The following is an 18,281-nucleotide window of genomic DNA, read 5'->3' as shown; positions in this document are numbered from 1 at the left end:
AATTACACTAAATACTAGTTTTCTAATTCTACTACTTTTTCTACTTCTTCTACTATTTTATTTGAGAATACTAATTCATCTACTTTATTCATATCTGGTTTTAGTAATCTATCTGTTCTCATGAATGATACTTTTTCTCTTACTAAATCATAAGCTACTTTTGTTCCAGCACCTAATGTATCTATTTTACGTAAATCTATTGCTTGACATGCAGTCAAAATTTCCATAGATAATACTGATTGTGCATTGAATAATATTTCTCTTGCTTTTCTTGCTGCAATTGTTCCCATTGAAACGTGATCTTCTTGGTTTTCACATGATGTAATACTATCAACACTTGCTGGATGAGCTAAGACTTTATTTTCACTTACTAATGAAGCTGCTGAGTATTGAATAATCATGAATCCACTATTTAATCCACTTTTCTTAACAAGGAATGAAGGTAAACCATTACTTAATTGGTGGTTAACCATTTTTTCTATTCTTCTTTCTGCAATGTTTGCTATTTCTGATAGCGCTATTCCTAAAAAGTCAAATGGAAGTGCCATTGGTTGACCATGGAAGTTACCACCACTTATTACATCTTCTTCTTCTGGGAAAATTAATGGATTATCAGTTACTGCATTTAATTCAATAGCTACTTTAGATTCTACATAATTTATAGCATCTCTTGAAGCACCATGTATTTGTGGTAGACATCTTAATGAATAAGAATCTTGAACTCTTAATTCACCTTGTCTTGTAATTGATGTACTTCCATCAATTAATTTTAAGAAGTTTCTTGCTGTTGCTAGTTGTCCAATATGACCTCTTGCTTGATGTACTCTTGGATCATAAGCATCTTTAATTCCAGTTAATGCTTCAGCACTTAACATTGCTGAAATATCTGCTAATTTTAGTGTATTTAAAGCATCATATGTTGTAATTGCACCAATAGAAGTTAAACATTGAGTACCATTATTTAATCCTAAACCTTCTTTACTTGAAAGAGTAATTGTTTGTAATCCTGCTGCTTTCATACCGTTTTTACCAGTATATTTTTTACCATTGTAGTATACTTCTCCATATCCTAACATTGGTAGAACCATATGTGATAATGGTGCTAAGTCTCCACTAGCCCCAAGTGATCCTTTTTCTGGAACTAAAGGTATTACATGATTATTTAACATGTCAAGTAATAATTGTACTGTGCTTACTCTAACACCTGAGTTTCCTTTTGCTATTGAGTTAGCTCTTAATAGCATCATACCTCTTACAATTTCTATATCTAAGGGTTTACCTACACCAACAGCGTGTGTAATGATTAAATTTTCTTGTAACTTACTTGTATCTTTCTTACTTATAGCTACTTCACAAAGTGAACCAAATCCTGTAGTAATACCATATCTAATTACATCGTTTTCTACGTAATGTTCTACTAAATCTCTTGATCTTTGCATATTCTTAATTGCTTGATCTGTGAATTCTACCTTTGCATCAAATCTTGCTACTTCAATAAATTCATTTAATGTTAGGTTGTTACCATCAATTTTAATCGTTTTCATTTTATTTTTTCTCCTCTCAAAAAGAAATAATTTGTTTGAGTTCATTATATCCTTATAAAATAATAGTATCAACCTATTGCTTCAGTTAATGCACTATTAATTTTATTAATATTGCCAAAAATTTGTATTATTTATTCTAAATTTTGTTTAAAACATACATTGTAACCGGTTTTAGTTAAAAAAACAGTAATTAGAAAGTAAAATACAGTGTCAAATAAAACTATTGTCTTTTTTGTGAACTCGTGTACTTTTCGCTAAAATTACATTTTTCACATGTTTTTATAGTGTTTTTTGCCTTTTTAGAGACTAGTCAACTAATTTTATAATATTTTTATATAATTTACAAATGCAATATATTATATTTTCTTATTTACAATAATGCAATTAAATTTTATATTATCTATTTCTTATATTTTGTTATTTATATATATTATAGTTATTTCTACTAACAAATATTTATCTTCTATATAATATATTGGTTTAATATTTAAGATTTTTATTTTAGATTTATTTCTAATATTACTGAATTATTCATTTTTATCATCTAATTTGGTTTTAAATACTTTTTTAAAACAAAAAAACATGGCTATATTATTAGCCATGTTTAGTATTTTAATTCTTATTTTTTATGTTTTATACTTTGTTTGTTTCAATTAAATCTACATCTACTGTATTTTTTAAATCATCAAATTTTTCTTTCATTGTTGGATTCTTTTTAACTAGTTTTTTTATTGTTAGATCTTCTGCTTTATTATTTGCAAGTCTTAATTGATTTTCTGAAGTAAGTAAACTTTTTTTAACTTTTTCTAAACTAGCAATTGATTTATCTATGTCTATAATAGCTTTTTCAAAGTTATTACTTGCACTTAGATAATTTTTTTCAAATGCTGATTTAAACGTATTTAGATCAGATTCAAAGTTTGTTACATCGATATTTTGTTGTCTTATTAAATCTAATTCATTTTTGTAGTGTAATGATCTCATTGCAGCATTTCTAAGTAGTGTTATTAGTGGTATAAAGAATTGAGGTCTTATGACATACATTTTATCATACTCAAATGATACATCTACTATGCCTTTGTTATATAAGTCACTATCAGCTTCTAATGTTGATACTAAAACGGCGTATTCACATTTTTTATCTTTTCTATCTTTATCTAATTTTTTGAAGAAATCTTGATTTTTATGTTTACTTGATGTATCGTCTGCTTCATTTTTCATTTCAAACATTATTGAGATTATTTCTGTACCATTTATATCGTTTTCTCTATAGATATAATCTCCTTTACTTCCAGATGCAACATCATTATCTTTATAGAAGTTGGCATTTGGAAATGCACTCATTCTTATACTATTAAACTCATTCTCACAATGTAATTCTAAACTTTCTCCTATCATTTTAGTTGATTGTTTAGCTTTAAAGTCTTTATAAAAGGCTACTTCTTCATTCTTTTGATTTATAACCATTTCATATTTTTCTTTCAATGCGGTTTTATCAAGTTCTATTTTTATATCTTTTAATTGTAATTCACTTTTAAGCTCAATAATTTCTTTTTCTTTACTTGATTGTAAATTTTGTAGTTCAAATTTATTATTATTTTCTATGTCGTTTATTTTGTTTTTTAGTTTTTCCATTTCTTCATTTTTAGAATTAACTGCTTTTTCTTTTTCTGCTTCTTTTGCAGATTCTATTTGTTTTGCTTTTGCTTCAAGTTGAACTATTAATATATCTTTATCTGCGATTTTTTTATCATTTAATGATTGGTTTTTTTCTAATTCTAGTTTGTTGTCATTTAATAAACCATCTATTTTATTATTTAAAGCTACAAGCTCTTTGTCTTTATCAATTATTGCCTGTTTTATTTCTAGTTCTTTTTGCTCATAATATGATTCTGCTTTTGTTTGTAGTTCTTTAATCATATTGTTTTTGGTGTTTATTAATTCATTCATTTCATTTTTAGCATTTGTAACTGCTGCTTCACTGTCTTTTTCTTTTATTAATATTTCACTTTTTAAACTTTCTAAATCTTTATCTTTTTTGGCAAGTTCTTGCTCAAGACTATTCTTAGCTTTTTCTGTGATTAACTCTTTTTCATTTTCATGTTGTTGATCTAGTAGCTTTATTTTTTCTTCTACTTCTTTTGAAAACTCTTTTGTTCGGACTTGTGCTAATATATCTGCATAACCTGCTTCATCAATTGTAAAGCTTTTATGACAGTGTGGACATTTTATTTCGTGCATTATTTAACTCCCCTTCTATATTGTTAATTATAACATTTGATATTGCTGTATTTATGTAATATATATTACTTTATAATTATTGTTTTTACTAGTTCTTTTGTTTAGATTTTAAATTATTATATCTTTAAATTAAGTTGTATTTAATATAAAAATACGTATATTTATATTTATTAAATCTAAACTAATTAGGTTGTTATAAAAAAAGGAGGTAACTATTGTTACCTCCTAGTGATTGACTTAATGTCGTTTAGGATTAATATGATTGTCCATATTTTAAACCGAATACTGAATGTGGTTTAAGTCGACATACATTAGAACAACTACCTACACTTGCATAACCTAGACCAAAATATAAATCTCCATTTGCTCTATAAGTGTTTATAACATTTTTTAATGATTTTCCAGTATGCTTAAATATTTCCATATGTAGATGAGGTCCCGTTGAGTTTCCTGTTGATCCTACATAGGCAACTGTTTGTCCTTGTTTAATTGAAGAACCAAAGTTTGCATATCTACTCATATGTCCATATACAAATGTATATGTATCATTTCCGATTTGGTGTGCTGTTACCATATAGTTTCCATAACCTAATCCATTACCTGTTAATAGTACTACTCCATTTGCAGGTGCTTTGATTGGTGTTCCTGTATTTGCCGCAAGGTCAATACCTGGGTGCCAACCTCCACCAAAGCTTGCTGGATAGTACCATGCTGTTGCAGTTACAACTGCATGTGAAACTGGAATTTGTAGTGTTCCTGATTTACCAACTTGAGCTACTAAATCATTAATATTTAAATTGTTTAACTTGCTATTATAAACTGATTTCTTTTTGTGCTCATCTTCTAACTTCACAAATAAATCTTTTTCTTTTTTACGATATTCAGTTAACATTTCATTTTGTGTTTTTTCATATTCTACTAATTCTTTTTGCTCTTTTTCTAATTGTACTTTTTTCTCTGCTAGAGAGCTTTTAAGTGCACTTAAATCTTTTATTGATTCTGTGTTTGAAAAGTTAATTGCATTTATACCATCCATTTTAGTGAATAAATCATCTAGACTTGCTGAGCTCATTAGAAAATCTATTACAAAATTTTCGCCATTAATTTCTTGCATTAATGCAATTCTAGATTTTATTTCAGCTTCTAATTTTTTGATGTTTTCTTCTGCAATTTTTATTTCTTCATTTGTTCTTGTTACATCTTTTTTCTTTGTTTCTATTAGTGCTGCATTTTTATTGATCGCTTCTAGTAATTTAGAAATATCTCCTTTTATTGAGCTTATTTCACCTTGAATAGACTTTGCTGATGCTTCACTATCTGATTTTTGTTGTTTTAGATAGCTTTCAAATGCAGTACATGTTTTTTTATTAGCGTTAAAACTTGATCTTTTAGCACATAACTTTTGATAGTGAGCTTCATTAGCAGAGAAATCTATTTCTGCATTGACATTGATTAATGATATTGAAGCTGTAAACAAACCTAAAGCTAAAACTGCTTTTACAAATTTCATATGCAACCCCCTATTTGTAAATTTCAGTTATTCTATACTTTTAAATATCTACTTACTGAAATAAGTGATCCTACCATACCTACAACTGCACCTATTACTAATAAACCAAGTGCTACTAGTTCTACTTGAGAAGTTGGAGCAAGTATTAGGCTTGATGATACAAATCCATTGCTATATTCTGCCATTAATTTTTCATAAGCAAATAATGTAGCAACTATTGGTATTATTGAACCAAGTATACCTATTAATATTCCTTCTAATATAAATGGGAATCTAATATATCCATTTGAAGCTCCTACTAGTCTCATTATAGATATTTCATTTTTCCTTGCATAAATAGTAAGTTTAATAGTATTTGAAATTAAGAATACTGCTAGTAATATTAATGCTGACATGAAAAATAACATTACTCCTGAAACTTTATCAAATAGTTCCACTAATTTGTGAATTCCACCTGTTCCATAGTTTACAGATTTTATTCCTTCTATTGCTTGTATTTTCTTTGATATTCCATCATAGTCACTATTTCCTTCAGCTAAGGTAATTTTATAAACGTGTGACATTGGATTATCATCTTTAAATCTTTCATAAATAGAGCCATTTTCTCCAACTGATTGAATATATTTTTCAAATTCAACATCTTTGTGTACAAACTCTACTTTTGAAACGCCATCTATAGCTCTTATTTTATCCCCTAGAGGATCTTTTTTAGTATCGGCATTATAGATATTTTTTTCATCATAACCATTATCAACTAGTGCTCTAATTGTTATGTTTTGTTCAATTGAATCCATCATGCTATTTACATTTAATGATAATACTGAGAATAAGGCAACTAAAACAAGTGTAACTGCTACGGCTGTAATGGCTGAGAATGACATCCAGAAATTACGAAAGATTCCTAGTACTGCATTTTTTAGGTGTCTACCAAGTTTGTAGATTATCATTATATCCACCACCCATCGTATCGTGGCTAATATAACCACTTTCTATTGTTATTGTTCTATGCTTATAAGTATTAACCATTTGTCTATCATGAGTAACCATTACTATTGTTGTTCCTCTATGTGAGATTTCTTCTAATAGGTTCATGATTTCTTTTGATGATTCTGGATCTAGATTACCTGTAGGTTCATCGGCGATTACTACTGCAGGATCATTGATAATTGCACGTGCTATTGCAACACGTTGTTGTTGTCCACCTGAAAGTTCATGTGGAAAGGCTTTTGCTTTTTCTTCTAATCCAACTAATTGTAGTACATTAAGTACTTGTTTTCTAATTTGACTAGGATGTTTCCCAATAACTTCTAAAGCAAATGCAATATTTTCATATACTGTTTTTTTAGGTAGTAATTTGTAATCTTGAAATACTACTCCAATATGTCTTCTATAATGTGGTACTTTTCTATTAGGTAGTTTATTTACCACAATGTTATTGACTTCAACTGTTCCTGAAGTCGGTCTTTCTTCCCTGTATAGCAACTTGATAAAAGTTGATTTCCCAGCCCCAGTAGGTCCGATTACATAAACAAATTCCCCTTTTCCTATAAATAAAGATACGTTGTTTAATGCGTGAACACGACCTTTACGATACATTTTGGTTACGTTTGTAAATTTAATCATTGTATCACCTTCCTTTGCTTGCTCTTAAAACCGAATTTATTACTTCATCTAATTTACCTGATAATACATCACCTGGATTGCTTGATTCATAATTTGAGCGGTGATCTTTTATCATTGAATATGGATGAAATACATAGGTTCTTATTTGTGAACCGAAATTCACATCTTGACTTTCTCCCTTTAACAGTTGCAATTGCTTTTTCTTTTCTTCTAGTTGCTTTTCAACTAGTTTTGCTTTTAAGACTTGTAGTGCTTCTTGTTTATTTTGCAATTGCGAACGTTGATTCTGACTTGTAACAACAATGTTTGTTGGTTTATGACTAATTCTGACTGCAGAATCTGTTGTGTTAACAGATTGTCCTCCAGCACCACTAGATTTGTAAGTATCTATCACTAAATCATTTTCGTTGATTTCTACTGTATCAACATCTTCTAATATTGGTGCAATACTTACCATTGCAAAAGTAGTATGTCGACGATCACCATGATCAAATGGCGAAATTCTTATCAATCGATGTACTCCTTTTTCATTTTTCAGTAGTCCATAGGCATAGATACCTTTAACTTTTAAAGTTATGCTTTTGATTCCCACATCAATAGCATAATTTGCACTTACAATTTCTATTTTAAAACCTTTGTCTTTTGCATAAGCTAAATACATCTTGTACAACATATCTACCCAATCTTGACTTTCTGTTCCACCAGCACCAACATAGATTTCTACCAAAGCATCATTTTTATCATATTCTTCATCTAATAATAGTAATATTTCAAACTTTTCATATTGTTTTTGAAGTTGTAAGATGTTTATATTTAATTCATTTAATATATCAATGTCTTCATCTTCATTATACATTTTCAAGTAGTCTTCTATATCACTTATTAAATTTTTAATATTATGATGTCTAGATAATATATCTTTATTAGCACTAAGAGTTGCTGTTGTGCTTGCTACATGTTTTTGATCTGAATAAAAATTTGGATCTATCATTTGTTCTTCAATTTCTGTTACTTTTTTATTTAGATCATCTAAATAAACATCATCAACCAACAGTTTAAGCTGTTGGTTAATGTGTTTAAGTATTTGTTTTATTTCATAGCTTTCCATCTAATTTACCTTTTAAATGTTAAATTCATCACTGAGAATGTAACATCACGTGAAATTGAGACGAAAAGTTCATCAAATAGCTTATCTCCTTCATCACGGTATTCTTGTACTGGTGATTTTTGAGCATAAGCTCTTAAGTGAATTCCTTCTCTTAATTTAGACATTGTATCTATATGCATCATCCAGTAATTATCAATTACTGAAATTAATATTAATTTTTCGATTTCACGATATTTTGAAGAATTTTGTGATCTTACTTCTAACCATTTAGTTTTAGCTTGATCTTTTAAGTATGCTTTTAACTCATCAAATGATTTATCTTTAATTTCTTCTTTGTTCATTGATTTTGGTTCAAAAATACGTCCTTCTAATGTCGTTACTAAATTATCAATGTTAACTGTACTTGTTTCATAATCGAAATTTTGTCCTACTATAACATCTATTGTATCTTCTATCATTGATAATACTGTATCTTTCATTGCTTCAGCATTAAGAACTTTATCTCTATCTTCATACATTCTATTACGATGTGCACTAATGACATCATCATATTCTAATAAATGTTTTCTTATATCAAAGTTATATCCCTCACCACGTTTTTGAGATCCTTCAATTGCTTTTGATAATATTGGACTTGTTAAGGCTTCATCACCTAAACTTTGATCAAATGTTTCTCTAAGCTTTGGACCAGCAAAACGTAATAATAATTCATCTTCAAATGAAATATAGAACACAGAAGTTCCAGGATCTCCTTGACGACCTGAACGTCCACGTAATTGGTTGTCAATACGTCTTGATTCGTGTCTTTCACTACCTACTACTGCTAAACCACCTAATGCTCTTGTTTCATCTGAAAGTTTAATATCGGTACCACGACCAGCCATATTAGTTGCAATAGTTACTGATTTTACTTGACCTGCTTTAGCAATTATATCGGCTTCTCTTTCGTGATTCTTAGCATTTAAAATTTCATGAGGAATTTTCAATTGTTTTAAAAATTGTGATATTTCTTCTGAAGTTTCAACTGCTACAGTACCAATTAATACTGGTTGACCTTTATCATATCTTTCTTTAACATCATCAGCTAATGCTTTGAATTTTGCTGATTTAGATGCATAAATTCTATCAGGTTGATCTACTCTAATTACTGGTACATTTGTTGGAACTTCAATTACATACATATTGTATGTAGTAGAAAATTCTTCTTCTTCTGTTTTTGCTGTACCAGTCATACCAGCTAATTTATCATAAAGTCTAAAGAAGTTTTGGTAAGTAATTGTTGCCATTGTTTGTGTCTCTTCATTGATTTTGACACCTTCTTTAGCTTCAATTGCTTGATGTAGACCATCAGAATATTGTCTTCCATCCATAATACGTCCAGTAAATGAATCAATAATCATTACTTCTCCATCTCTTACTAAATAATCAACATCGTTGTGCATTATATAATTAGCTTTTAATGCATTATTAATATGGTGTACTAAAGCATTATGTTCTAATTCATATAAGTTATTAATTTTAAAACTTTTTTCAGCTTTTTCAATTCCACTTGCTGTTAGAACTATACTTTTAGTTTTAGCATCTATTTCATAATCATCTGGTTTTAATCCTTTTGCAAAAGTTGTTGCCATTGTATATAACTGTTGCGTATTCATTTGACCACCTGAAATAATTAATGGTGTTCTTGATTCATCAATTAAGATAGAGTCAACTTCATCGACTATGGCAAAGTTTAATCCTCTTAATGCTCTTTGATCTAAGGTTTGCACCATGTTATCTCTTAAATAATCAAATCCTAATTCTGAGTTTGTAGTATATGTAATATCTGCTAAATATGCATCTTTTTTCATATTAGAATTCAATTCTTGTTCATTTAATCCAACACTCAATCCTAACCATGAAAAAACCTGACCCATTTCTTGATAGTCACGCTTAGCAAGGTATTCATTTACTGTAACAATGTGAACTCCTTTACCACTTAATGCATTTAAATAAGCTGGCATTACTGAAGTTAAGGTTTTACCTTCACCTGTTTTCATTTCCGCTATATCCCCAAAGTGCATTACTATTCCACCTACTAGTTGCACAAAGAATGGATAAAGTCCTAATGCTCGTTTACACGCTTCTCTTGAAACGGCAAATGCTTCAACTAAAACATCATCTAGTGTTTCACCCTGTTCTATTCTTAACTTAAATTCTCTTGTTTTATCTTTTAACAATTCATCGCTTAGTGCGCTCATTTCATCCTTTAAAGCATCTACTTCACGAGCGATATTTTCTACTTTAGCGTAGTGTCTTTTTTCCAAGTTAAAAAACTTTTGAAAAAATGAAGCCATCATATCATCTCCTATCTTTTTGATTATAGCATTTTTACTATTTAAAGTTTATGTATACTGTATATACTAAACTATCTTTCTATATTATATTCTTTAATTAAAAATTCCCCTATTAATATTTCAATAAATTACTTTTATAATATAGTTTATATAATAATCATATAAACAAGTGTAAAAATGTTTCTCTTTAATTTTAACATTTATTTTAACACAATGAAATACTTAATAAATAATTGAATGTATTTTTTATAATGATTATATTTTGTATTTATTGTATAGTTGACTATATGTAATTATTTTAGTTTTATTGAATATTTATTGTGTGCTTTTAACATAAATTCACGTACTTTATTATTTTCTTACATATATTTAGTTAAATTTTTATACAATATTAGTGATCGATTATATGATTATTATGTGAATATATAGCAAAAAACAAGCCTTTAGGCTTGTTTAGATATTATAAGTCATATTTTGTGCTTTTTGTTCTATAGCTTCTGAAAAATTCATAACCTGATATATATAAAATCATTCCTGCTATATTTGCAATAATCGGTATATCTACAACATTTACATATTCAATAAGCGTTGTTATGATCATTGGTAAAATCAATATAAAGAAGATATCTTTATTATTAAACTGATTATATGTTACATTTCTTTTCATTTAATTCCCTCACTCAATTATTTTCGTTATAAAACTAGTTTCATATCTCAACTTAACTCTATTCTATTCTATTTTGTTTTAATTTTCAACGATTATTATATATTTTTTTTATATTTTTTTTATTTATTTTACATTTAAACATATAGATACTTTTTTTATAACTATTCTAGACTATATGATAACTAGAACTTCTTTTATGGTTAGTTTTATAAAGATATTATTAAATATTTATTTAATTAATAATATTATTGATAATTTTTATTTATAATCTTGTGACATAATTTTTAAAAATGATTTGTATTTTTTACTACTTATAATGAAGTAATCTTATAGTTTATTTCTTTTATTTTTTTTATACTATTATATATATCATCATTAATATCATTACATAAATAGTATATTTCACCGGTTGTTTTTTCAAAGTGTCTTCCTACTCTACCACATATTTGAATTAGGACTTTCTCATTAAACACTTTTGCATTTGCATCATAGATAATTACATTTACATCTTTTAAAGTTATCCCTCGCTCTAGTACTGTAGTTGTAACTATTATATTATATTTTTTATTTTTAAATTCATTAATTATTTTAGTAATATTACTACTACTATCTATATAAGCTGTTTTTTGTTTTATAATCTTTAATAAGGTATTAATTTTTTTACCTGTTTTTTTTGTTGGTACATAAATTATCATTGGATCATGTTTATGTATCTTTATTATTTTATATATTAGAAGTATGTATCTACTTTTATGACTTTTTAATATTTTAGGTACTGGCATAACTTTTAAATGGTGTCTATGATATATTTTTAGTATTTTAAGGTTCATTTTATAATATTTTGCAGGTACTGTTGCTGAAAGATATATAAATTGTTTTGAACTATTACTTGCAGCCTTTTCTAATTTAAAATTATCTATATAGGGAAAGGCATCTATTTCATCTATAATTAATATATCAAATTCATTATTATATTTTGATAATTGATGGGTTGTTAAAAACACTAGTTGTGCATTGGCTTTATATTGATATCCTCCATAAATTAATCCAAAGTCTTCACTATTAAATACATCCTTTATTCTTGTGTAGAGTTCTATTAGTAGTGCTTTTCTAGGACACGCAAACCCTATTTTCATTTTTTTATTTAAACATACTTTAATTGTTTCAAGTAGCACTTCTGTTTTTCCAGCACCACATACAGCATCAAGTAATACATTTTCATTTTGCATAACATATTTTAATAGTAATTTACTAGAATTAGCTTGATACTGATTTAATTTAAAATCTAATTTATAATTGTATTTCATTTTATCACCTAAATATTATATGTATTTATATAGATAAATCCTAAAAGTTTGATATAAATTATATGATTATAATTTTTTATTATCAATTTGTAAAAATTATATGAATTATTAATGGAAATATTCTATATTCTATATATTATTGCTTCAATAGTTATATAATAAGACTAGAGTTAGAAAAGGAGTTATATATATGATAAAAGTTAATAAAATAAAAGATAATATATATCAAATAAGAATTATTGATACTGCAGAAAAATCATTCCATGGTACTTTGTTTCCAGTTAATGATGGGGTAAGTTATGCTTCTTATTTGATTTTAGATGATAAAGTTACTTTAATAGATACTTTTGAATTAAAATACGCTGATGATGTGATTGTAGAATTAAATAAGTTATTAAATAATCGTATGATTGATAATATTATTATTAATCATGTTGAACCTGATCATTCTGAAAGTTTTCAATTGATTCATGGTATGTATCCTGATGCAAGTGTATATTGCTCTAAGAGTGCTGTTAGGGAAATGCAAGAAAACTTTTTTATGGATGTAGCCTATAACAATGTTGGTTATGGTAATGAAATTTCTACTGGTGAATATACTTTGAGATTTTTTGAAACTCCACAAGTACACTGGCCAGATAATATGTGGACTTATTTAGTTGAAGAACAAATTTTATTTTCAAACGATGCATTTGGTCAATTAATTTGTGATGATGTTTATTCTGATAAAGATATCTCTTTTGAAAAATTATTAGCTTATTCTAAGGAGTATTATGCTAATATTATTTATCCTAATAATCCTGCTGTAAAAAGAACTATTGATAAATTTATTGCTGCTGATTGGCATGTGAAGTTAGTTGCTCCTGGTCATGGTATTATGATTGAAGAACATTTTTGTGATCTAATAGAACAATATCGATATTTATCAAGTGCAAGTAAAGTAAATAAAGCTGTTATTGTTTTTGAAACTATTTGGGGTAATACTAAGTCTGAAGCTTTAGAGATAGAAAAGGTCTTTGCTGCAAATGGCATTGAAACTAAAGTATTTTATTTATCTAAATCAAGAGTTAGTGAAATTATCACTGAGATTGTAGATGCTAAATATTTAGCTTTAGGTACTGGAGTACAAAATAATGGTATATTCCCTATCATCGCTGATTTTGTAGAACGATTAAAAGGATTAAAAGCTACTAATACTCATGTAATTGTATTTGGTGCATATGGTTGGTCTTTTGCACCAATTAAAGAGTTACAACAACGTTTAACTGCTGCAAAGTATCCTGTATTTGAAAGTGTGCCTTGTATTAATTTTAAAATTAATGATGAAAAGAAAAAAGCAATCGAAGATACTATTAATTTATTTATTGAAGAAACTAAATAAATTTATAATACAATTATATTAAAGGGTAGGACATAATGTCCTACCCTTTAAGTATGTTATAAGATTTTGTTCATCATCCGAATCTAAATAATCAAAAGATATAAAATATGAATCTAAAACAATGATGTAAGAAAAATAGGTATATTATAAATGAACTCATCTATATATAGATAAGATTATAATACTTTCATTATCTCTTCTATTAAGATGGATTTAAGTACTTTATAAATATCCAGTTATATTAATCTCTATGAATGATGTAGTATTCTATCTTGTATCTTTATAAGTATATTCTTTCCTACTACTTTTTTATATATAAACTATAAAAAAGTAGATATTCTAAGAATTAATCTGAGTTATATCTACTTTAAAATATATATACTATAATTTTATGAAAGAAGGATAGCTATCCTTTAAATCTAAAGATTGAATATTACCTATTACAGTTCTTTCATGTGTATTTAAATCATATTTTATGAAGTCTCTATTTTCTGTAATATAATGTAATATATTATTTGTTAGATGATATGTTTTAATAGTTGCATCTTCTTTTACTAAATGTGAAGCTACTTTTTCTAATTGATCATTATATAACGTGATTTTATTTATACTATTAATTGATACTAAAAATCTTGATGATTGAAATCTAAAATTATCAACATGTATGTTTTCATCTTTATCTAAATCTAGTACTTTTGTGATATTTCCTGTGAATTTGTTATAGGCTACTATTTCTTTACTATCTTTATCAGAATGCATGCTATAAGCTGAATTGTCTTTGTATATTGAGTATGGTTGAAAACCTATATTTTTAATATCTCTAATATCGGAGTAGGTAATTTTAGTTGTTTTTCTATTTACTTGTATTTTTTTTATATTTTGTGTTTCATTGTTCAAAGCAAATATATAATAATAATTTGAGTCAATATTTGTTTCCATTACATGGTAATCACTTAAATTAAAATTTACATCAATATTCTTGTAGCAATTTTTATTGTGTTGCAAGCTTAATGTATTATTTTGTTCATTTACCTCTACTGCTAAAAAGTGATTATTGTTATAATATACTGTTTCATAACTAAATTTATCACTTAAACATATTTCATAATTTACTATCTGATTATAATTTTTATCGTAATGATATATATTATTTTGATTAGCAAAAAGAAATTTTTTAGTTGTAAGATCTTGTCTTACTATATTAGTTGTTTGTTTATCTTGATTTTTATATTCTATTTCTTTTAATACCTCTAAATTATCATCTGCGACTACTAATCTAGTGTTTTCATCTTCTGTTGTTGCATTATAATAAAATATAAAACTACTCTCATCACTTAAAGATGTTATTGGTTTTTGTCTCATACTGCTACTACTGCATCCTAATACTATAAACATCATTGTAAATAGCACCATTAATTTAATATTCTTTTTTTTCTTCATATCTTCACCCTATTCTTTAAACTACTTAAAATCAGCTATATTAAATAATTAATTAATAATTAACATAATTATTTTATTTTTTTATCTAAATTTTAATAATTCTTTCTAGAATGATTATAACAAATAATTAGTAGTATTCCTAGTATTAATGATATAAAAAAACCATTTTTTATTATTTTTTGTTGAAAAATAATGATTTTTAGATTGTTAATTGTCTATTTGTAAGTTTATTTAAATATAGTAAAATTTATACTGCATTGGTTATTAATCATGCTTTGCAGCGTTGTCTATTATTCATATAAAGTTTATAATTTACTCAATAGAATAGCTGATAAATTGAAAAAGTTTATTATTAAAAGTCTCTTACTTCATTTAGTTTTGCCATTCTTTATCTTTATACTAAGTTTAATTACATAAAATTAATTCGTTTAGTTATTACTCGCTAGTATGTTAGTGAACTTCACAAACATTAGGCAACATCTTTTCAATTTTGTTTGCATATCATTAAAAATATCGTTCATTTAATCACTTCAATCTTATTTTAGGTAAAAAAAAGCAGTCAATACTAAGAGTAACTGTTTTGTGTATGATTATAAAATTATTGAAATCTTGAATAGGTATCAAGATTTCAATAACTGAAATATCTCTATTACTATGAAAAAGATAGTAGTATTTTTCAAATTGTAGATTAGTTTAGTGTTTTATCTTATGAGCAGTGATAACAGTATAACTATATGCATTTACTGTTATAATACAATTATCAATACTTACATACCAGTTTTTACCTTTTCTTGTGATTATTGCATTAGAAAGACTAATTTTTTCTTTGCACCATTCAATTACATTTTCTACATTCAAAGATAAGTTTCTTTTAATTCTAATAACTCCAAGTTCAGTTGTGTGAAGTCTTTCTAAGTTTTCTAGTAATTCATTTTCCATATTTTGATACCTCGTTTTTCATCAAAGTAATTTGTATGTTTTATATCCTTATTGTAACATTCTCATATCAGTACCACAATAAACTTTTATGCTAGATAATCTTGTTGAACAGTTCTAACAGTACATCTTATAAATGATTAAGTAAGAATACCTAAAAGTGTGTATTACATATATTAATATCTTTGATTTTTTGTTAGATGATAACTTCTAATAAATACGATGAAGATAAATACATAAAAAAAGAGAGTAATTTCTTACTCTCTAAATTATTAATAACTAAGATTATTTGGGTTTGTTTGAATGACTACCAAGAGCCACCTCCACCTCCACCAAATCCTCCTCCTGAGAATCCGCCGCCACCAAAGCCTCCTCCACCAGAGAAACCACCTGTTCCTTTTCCTGATGTATTTGGCATAAAGTTTGCTGCTGTGTTTAGATTATTTAATGAACTATTTAACATTGAATAAAATAATATGTTATTCATTGGTGTAGTTGATAAATACCAATCTGGTTGAACCATATTTATATTTTCAAAGTTTTTTATCCATTTATCACTTACATTTAGTACATACGCATATGGTAATATGTTATAGAAATATGTTGGATCTTTTTCAACTAGCATTTCTAATTTATCTTTTTGTGCTTGTACTATAAATTCTCTTAAACCATAAATATTTCCTAATAGTTTTGTAGCATAGTCGGTTCTTTTATCCATAAAGGCTACAAAGCCTAATCCAACTACTAATGCTGCAATTACTATTAATGAATACATTAGACTTACTTGAATACTACTCATAAAAAGTAAGAATATAACACTAATAATAATAAATAGTATAACTACTATAATCATATTTCGATTGTTTGTACTTGCATTTTTTACTTCTCTATTTTTAAAGGCTACTAAATATGCTCCATTTAACACTAAAACCATAACAAAAGTAATTGCTCCTATTATCATACTTATAAAAATATCATAATAGTAATTGTTAGTATTTATTGCTGCAAATAGTGCTATTGAAATTGCTAAGATTAAGCCAGCAAATATTTGAATACTAGTTGCTTTGGTATGTCTTAGTTGCTTATCTTCTATGAAGTATGTTTTACCTAAATCATGTTCTACTAATATTTTAGCATTAAAGTATGCTTCTGGCATTTTATCAGTTGACACTGTATCTTCTTCAATAAATAATGCATTAAATAGTGATTGTTCTACTTGCGTTTCACTTTTATCAATATCTTTTACTTTAATAAAATTAAATTTCTTATCCTTTTTTTCTTCTATCTTTAAATATCCTTTAGATGCCCAGTATATAAATAATGATGTTATATCTTTACTTTGTACTGCATTATCTGCTGCATATCCAATTAATAAACTTGACATTCCTTCTGGTGGATAGAAGTTAACTACTGGTATTATTTTATCATCTTTACCATATATTCTAAATAATACTCCTAGTATCGCAACTATTAATACTACTAAACCACCTAATCCTATTTGAGTGGTTGTATAATCTGGATATATAAAATAGCCATTTTCTAAATCTATTAAGACTGTTAAGGCATTTCCAGGATCAATAGTTTTGTCATAAAATCCTGTTATTGTTGTTTTTTCATCATTTAATTCATAGTTAACATCTTCGGCTTTTCCACTCTTTGCTTCTTCTGTAACTCCATAAAATAATGGCTTAGTATTAAATGCCTTTGGCATTTCTACTTTAAAGTCAACATTGTTTATTGGTACACTCCAACCATTTCCTATTAGATTGAAATAAAACATGTTGGTACCACCTAATCCTAAGTCTCTGGTTCTAACATCATAAGAATATTCATATAGTACTGTTCCACTTACATATGTATCTGGATCACCTATTCTTATAGCTACATTATCGCCAGATTCAGTTTCAAAGGGATAATCCTTAACTTGTATATTAGTTATTGGAAAATAGTATTCTTTTGTTTCTCCACCAAAGTTCATTTCATATCTTTGAGGTATTGTTGCATACATACCATGACTTAAAGAATCAAAAGTATACTCTACTTTGTTGGTAACAGTATAAACTCCATCTTCATGTACTTTAACACTTATATCAAAATTATCGATATATTCTGCAGCTTTAGCATTTACTGGGTATAGTATTGTTAGAAAGAATACTATTGCTACAAATACCTTTTTAATGCATCTCAT

At 26.8% G+C, this 18,281-nt stretch carries 13 protein-coding genes; 1 reads left to right on the top strand and 12 read right to left on the bottom strand.

Features of this window, described 5'->3' with window-relative positions; translation table 4 throughout:
• Positions 1-14: 14 nt before the first annotated feature.
• From hutH to ACD762_RS00380, 9 genes are all read right to left on the bottom strand, one after another.
• Positions 15-1,544 (bottom strand): histidine ammonia-lyase, encoded by a 1,530-nt coding sequence (hutH, locus tag ACD762_RS00420; protein ID WP_423363845.1) that lies wholly within the window; start codon positions 1,542-1,544, stop codon positions 15-17.
• Between the two features lie 633 nt (positions 1,545-2,177).
• Positions 2,178-3,785: a DUF2130 domain-containing protein gene (locus ACD762_RS00415; protein WP_423363844.1), complete on the bottom strand. Its 1,608-nt coding sequence runs from the start codon at positions 3,783-3,785 to the stop codon at positions 2,178-2,180.
• 253 nt (positions 3,786-4,038) lie between these two features.
• A complete protein-coding gene (locus ACD762_RS00410) occupies positions 4,039-5,295 on the bottom strand; it encodes a murein hydrolase activator EnvC family protein (protein WP_423363843.1) in 1,257 nt (418 codons plus the stop codon).
• Between the two features lie 32 nt (positions 5,296-5,327).
• Positions 5,328-6,242 (bottom strand): permease-like cell division protein FtsX, encoded by a 915-nt coding sequence (ftsX, locus tag ACD762_RS00405; protein WP_423363842.1) that lies wholly within the window; start codon positions 6,240-6,242, stop codon positions 5,328-5,330.
• Positions 6,220-6,918, bottom strand: coding sequence for a cell division ATP-binding protein FtsE (ftsE, locus tag ACD762_RS00400; RefSeq protein WP_423363841.1), 699 nt, complete (start codon positions 6,916-6,918; stop codon positions 6,220-6,222). Before ftsE ends, ftsX begins: the two co-directional genes overlap by 23 nt.
• Entirely contained in the window at positions 6,911-8,026 is a 1,116-nt protein-coding gene (gene prfB, locus ACD762_RS00395; RefSeq protein WP_423363840.1) for a peptide chain release factor 2, read from the bottom strand. Before prfB ends, ftsE begins: the two co-directional genes overlap by 8 nt.
• 5 nt (positions 8,027-8,031) lie before the next feature.
• Positions 8,032-10,362, bottom strand: a complete 2,331-nt coding sequence (gene secA / locus ACD762_RS00390) for a preprotein translocase subunit SecA (protein WP_423363839.1) — start codon at positions 10,360-10,362, stop codon at positions 8,032-8,034.
• A gap of 460 nt (positions 10,363-10,822) precedes the next feature.
• A complete protein-coding gene (locus ACD762_RS00385; protein WP_423363838.1) occupies positions 10,823-11,029 on the bottom strand; it encodes a hypothetical protein in 207 nt (68 codons plus the stop codon).
• Positions 11,030-11,340: 311 nt separating this feature from the next.
• Positions 11,341-12,336 (bottom strand): helicase-related protein, encoded by a 996-nt coding sequence (locus tag ACD762_RS00380; RefSeq protein WP_423363837.1) that lies wholly within the window; start codon positions 12,334-12,336, stop codon positions 11,341-11,343.
• 190 nt (positions 12,337-12,526) lie between these two features.
• On the opposite strand from ACD762_RS00380, the gene ACD762_RS00375 reads away from it, so the two are divergent.
• A complete protein-coding gene (locus ACD762_RS00375; RefSeq protein ID WP_423363836.1) occupies positions 12,527-13,717 on the top strand; it encodes an FprA family A-type flavoprotein in 1,191 nt (396 codons plus the stop codon).
• A gap of 381 nt (positions 13,718-14,098) precedes the next feature.
• Here ACD762_RS00375 and ACD762_RS00370 read toward each other — a convergent pair whose 3' ends face one another.
• The 3 genes from ACD762_RS00370 to ACD762_RS00360 all read right to left on the bottom strand — a co-directional run bounded on the left by ACD762_RS00370 (position 14,099) and on the right by ACD762_RS00360 (position 18,281).
• Positions 14,099-15,157 carry a hypothetical protein gene (locus ACD762_RS00370; protein WP_423363835.1) on the bottom strand — a complete coding sequence of 353 codons (1,059 nt, stop codon included), beginning with the start codon at positions 15,155-15,157 and terminating at the stop codon, positions 14,099-14,101.
• Between the two features lie 693 nt (positions 15,158-15,850).
• Positions 15,851-16,096, bottom strand: coding sequence for a DUF3781 domain-containing protein (locus tag ACD762_RS00365; protein ID WP_423363834.1), 246 nt, complete (start codon positions 16,094-16,096; stop codon positions 15,851-15,853).
• A 304-nt stretch (positions 16,097-16,400) separates the two neighbouring features.
• Complete coding sequence (locus ACD762_RS00360; RefSeq protein WP_423363833.1) at positions 16,401-18,281, bottom strand: DUF2207 domain-containing protein; 1,881 nt, start codon at positions 18,279-18,281, stop codon at positions 16,401-16,403.

Origin of the sequence: Mycoplasma sp. P36-A1, assembly GCF_049478495.1 — a bacterium.
GTDB lineage: Bacteria > Bacillota_I > Bacilli_A > JAJDGJ01 > JAJDGJ01 > P36-A1.
Note: the sequence above shows the minus strand (reverse complement) of the source record. Positions and strands in the feature narration are given on the sequence as shown.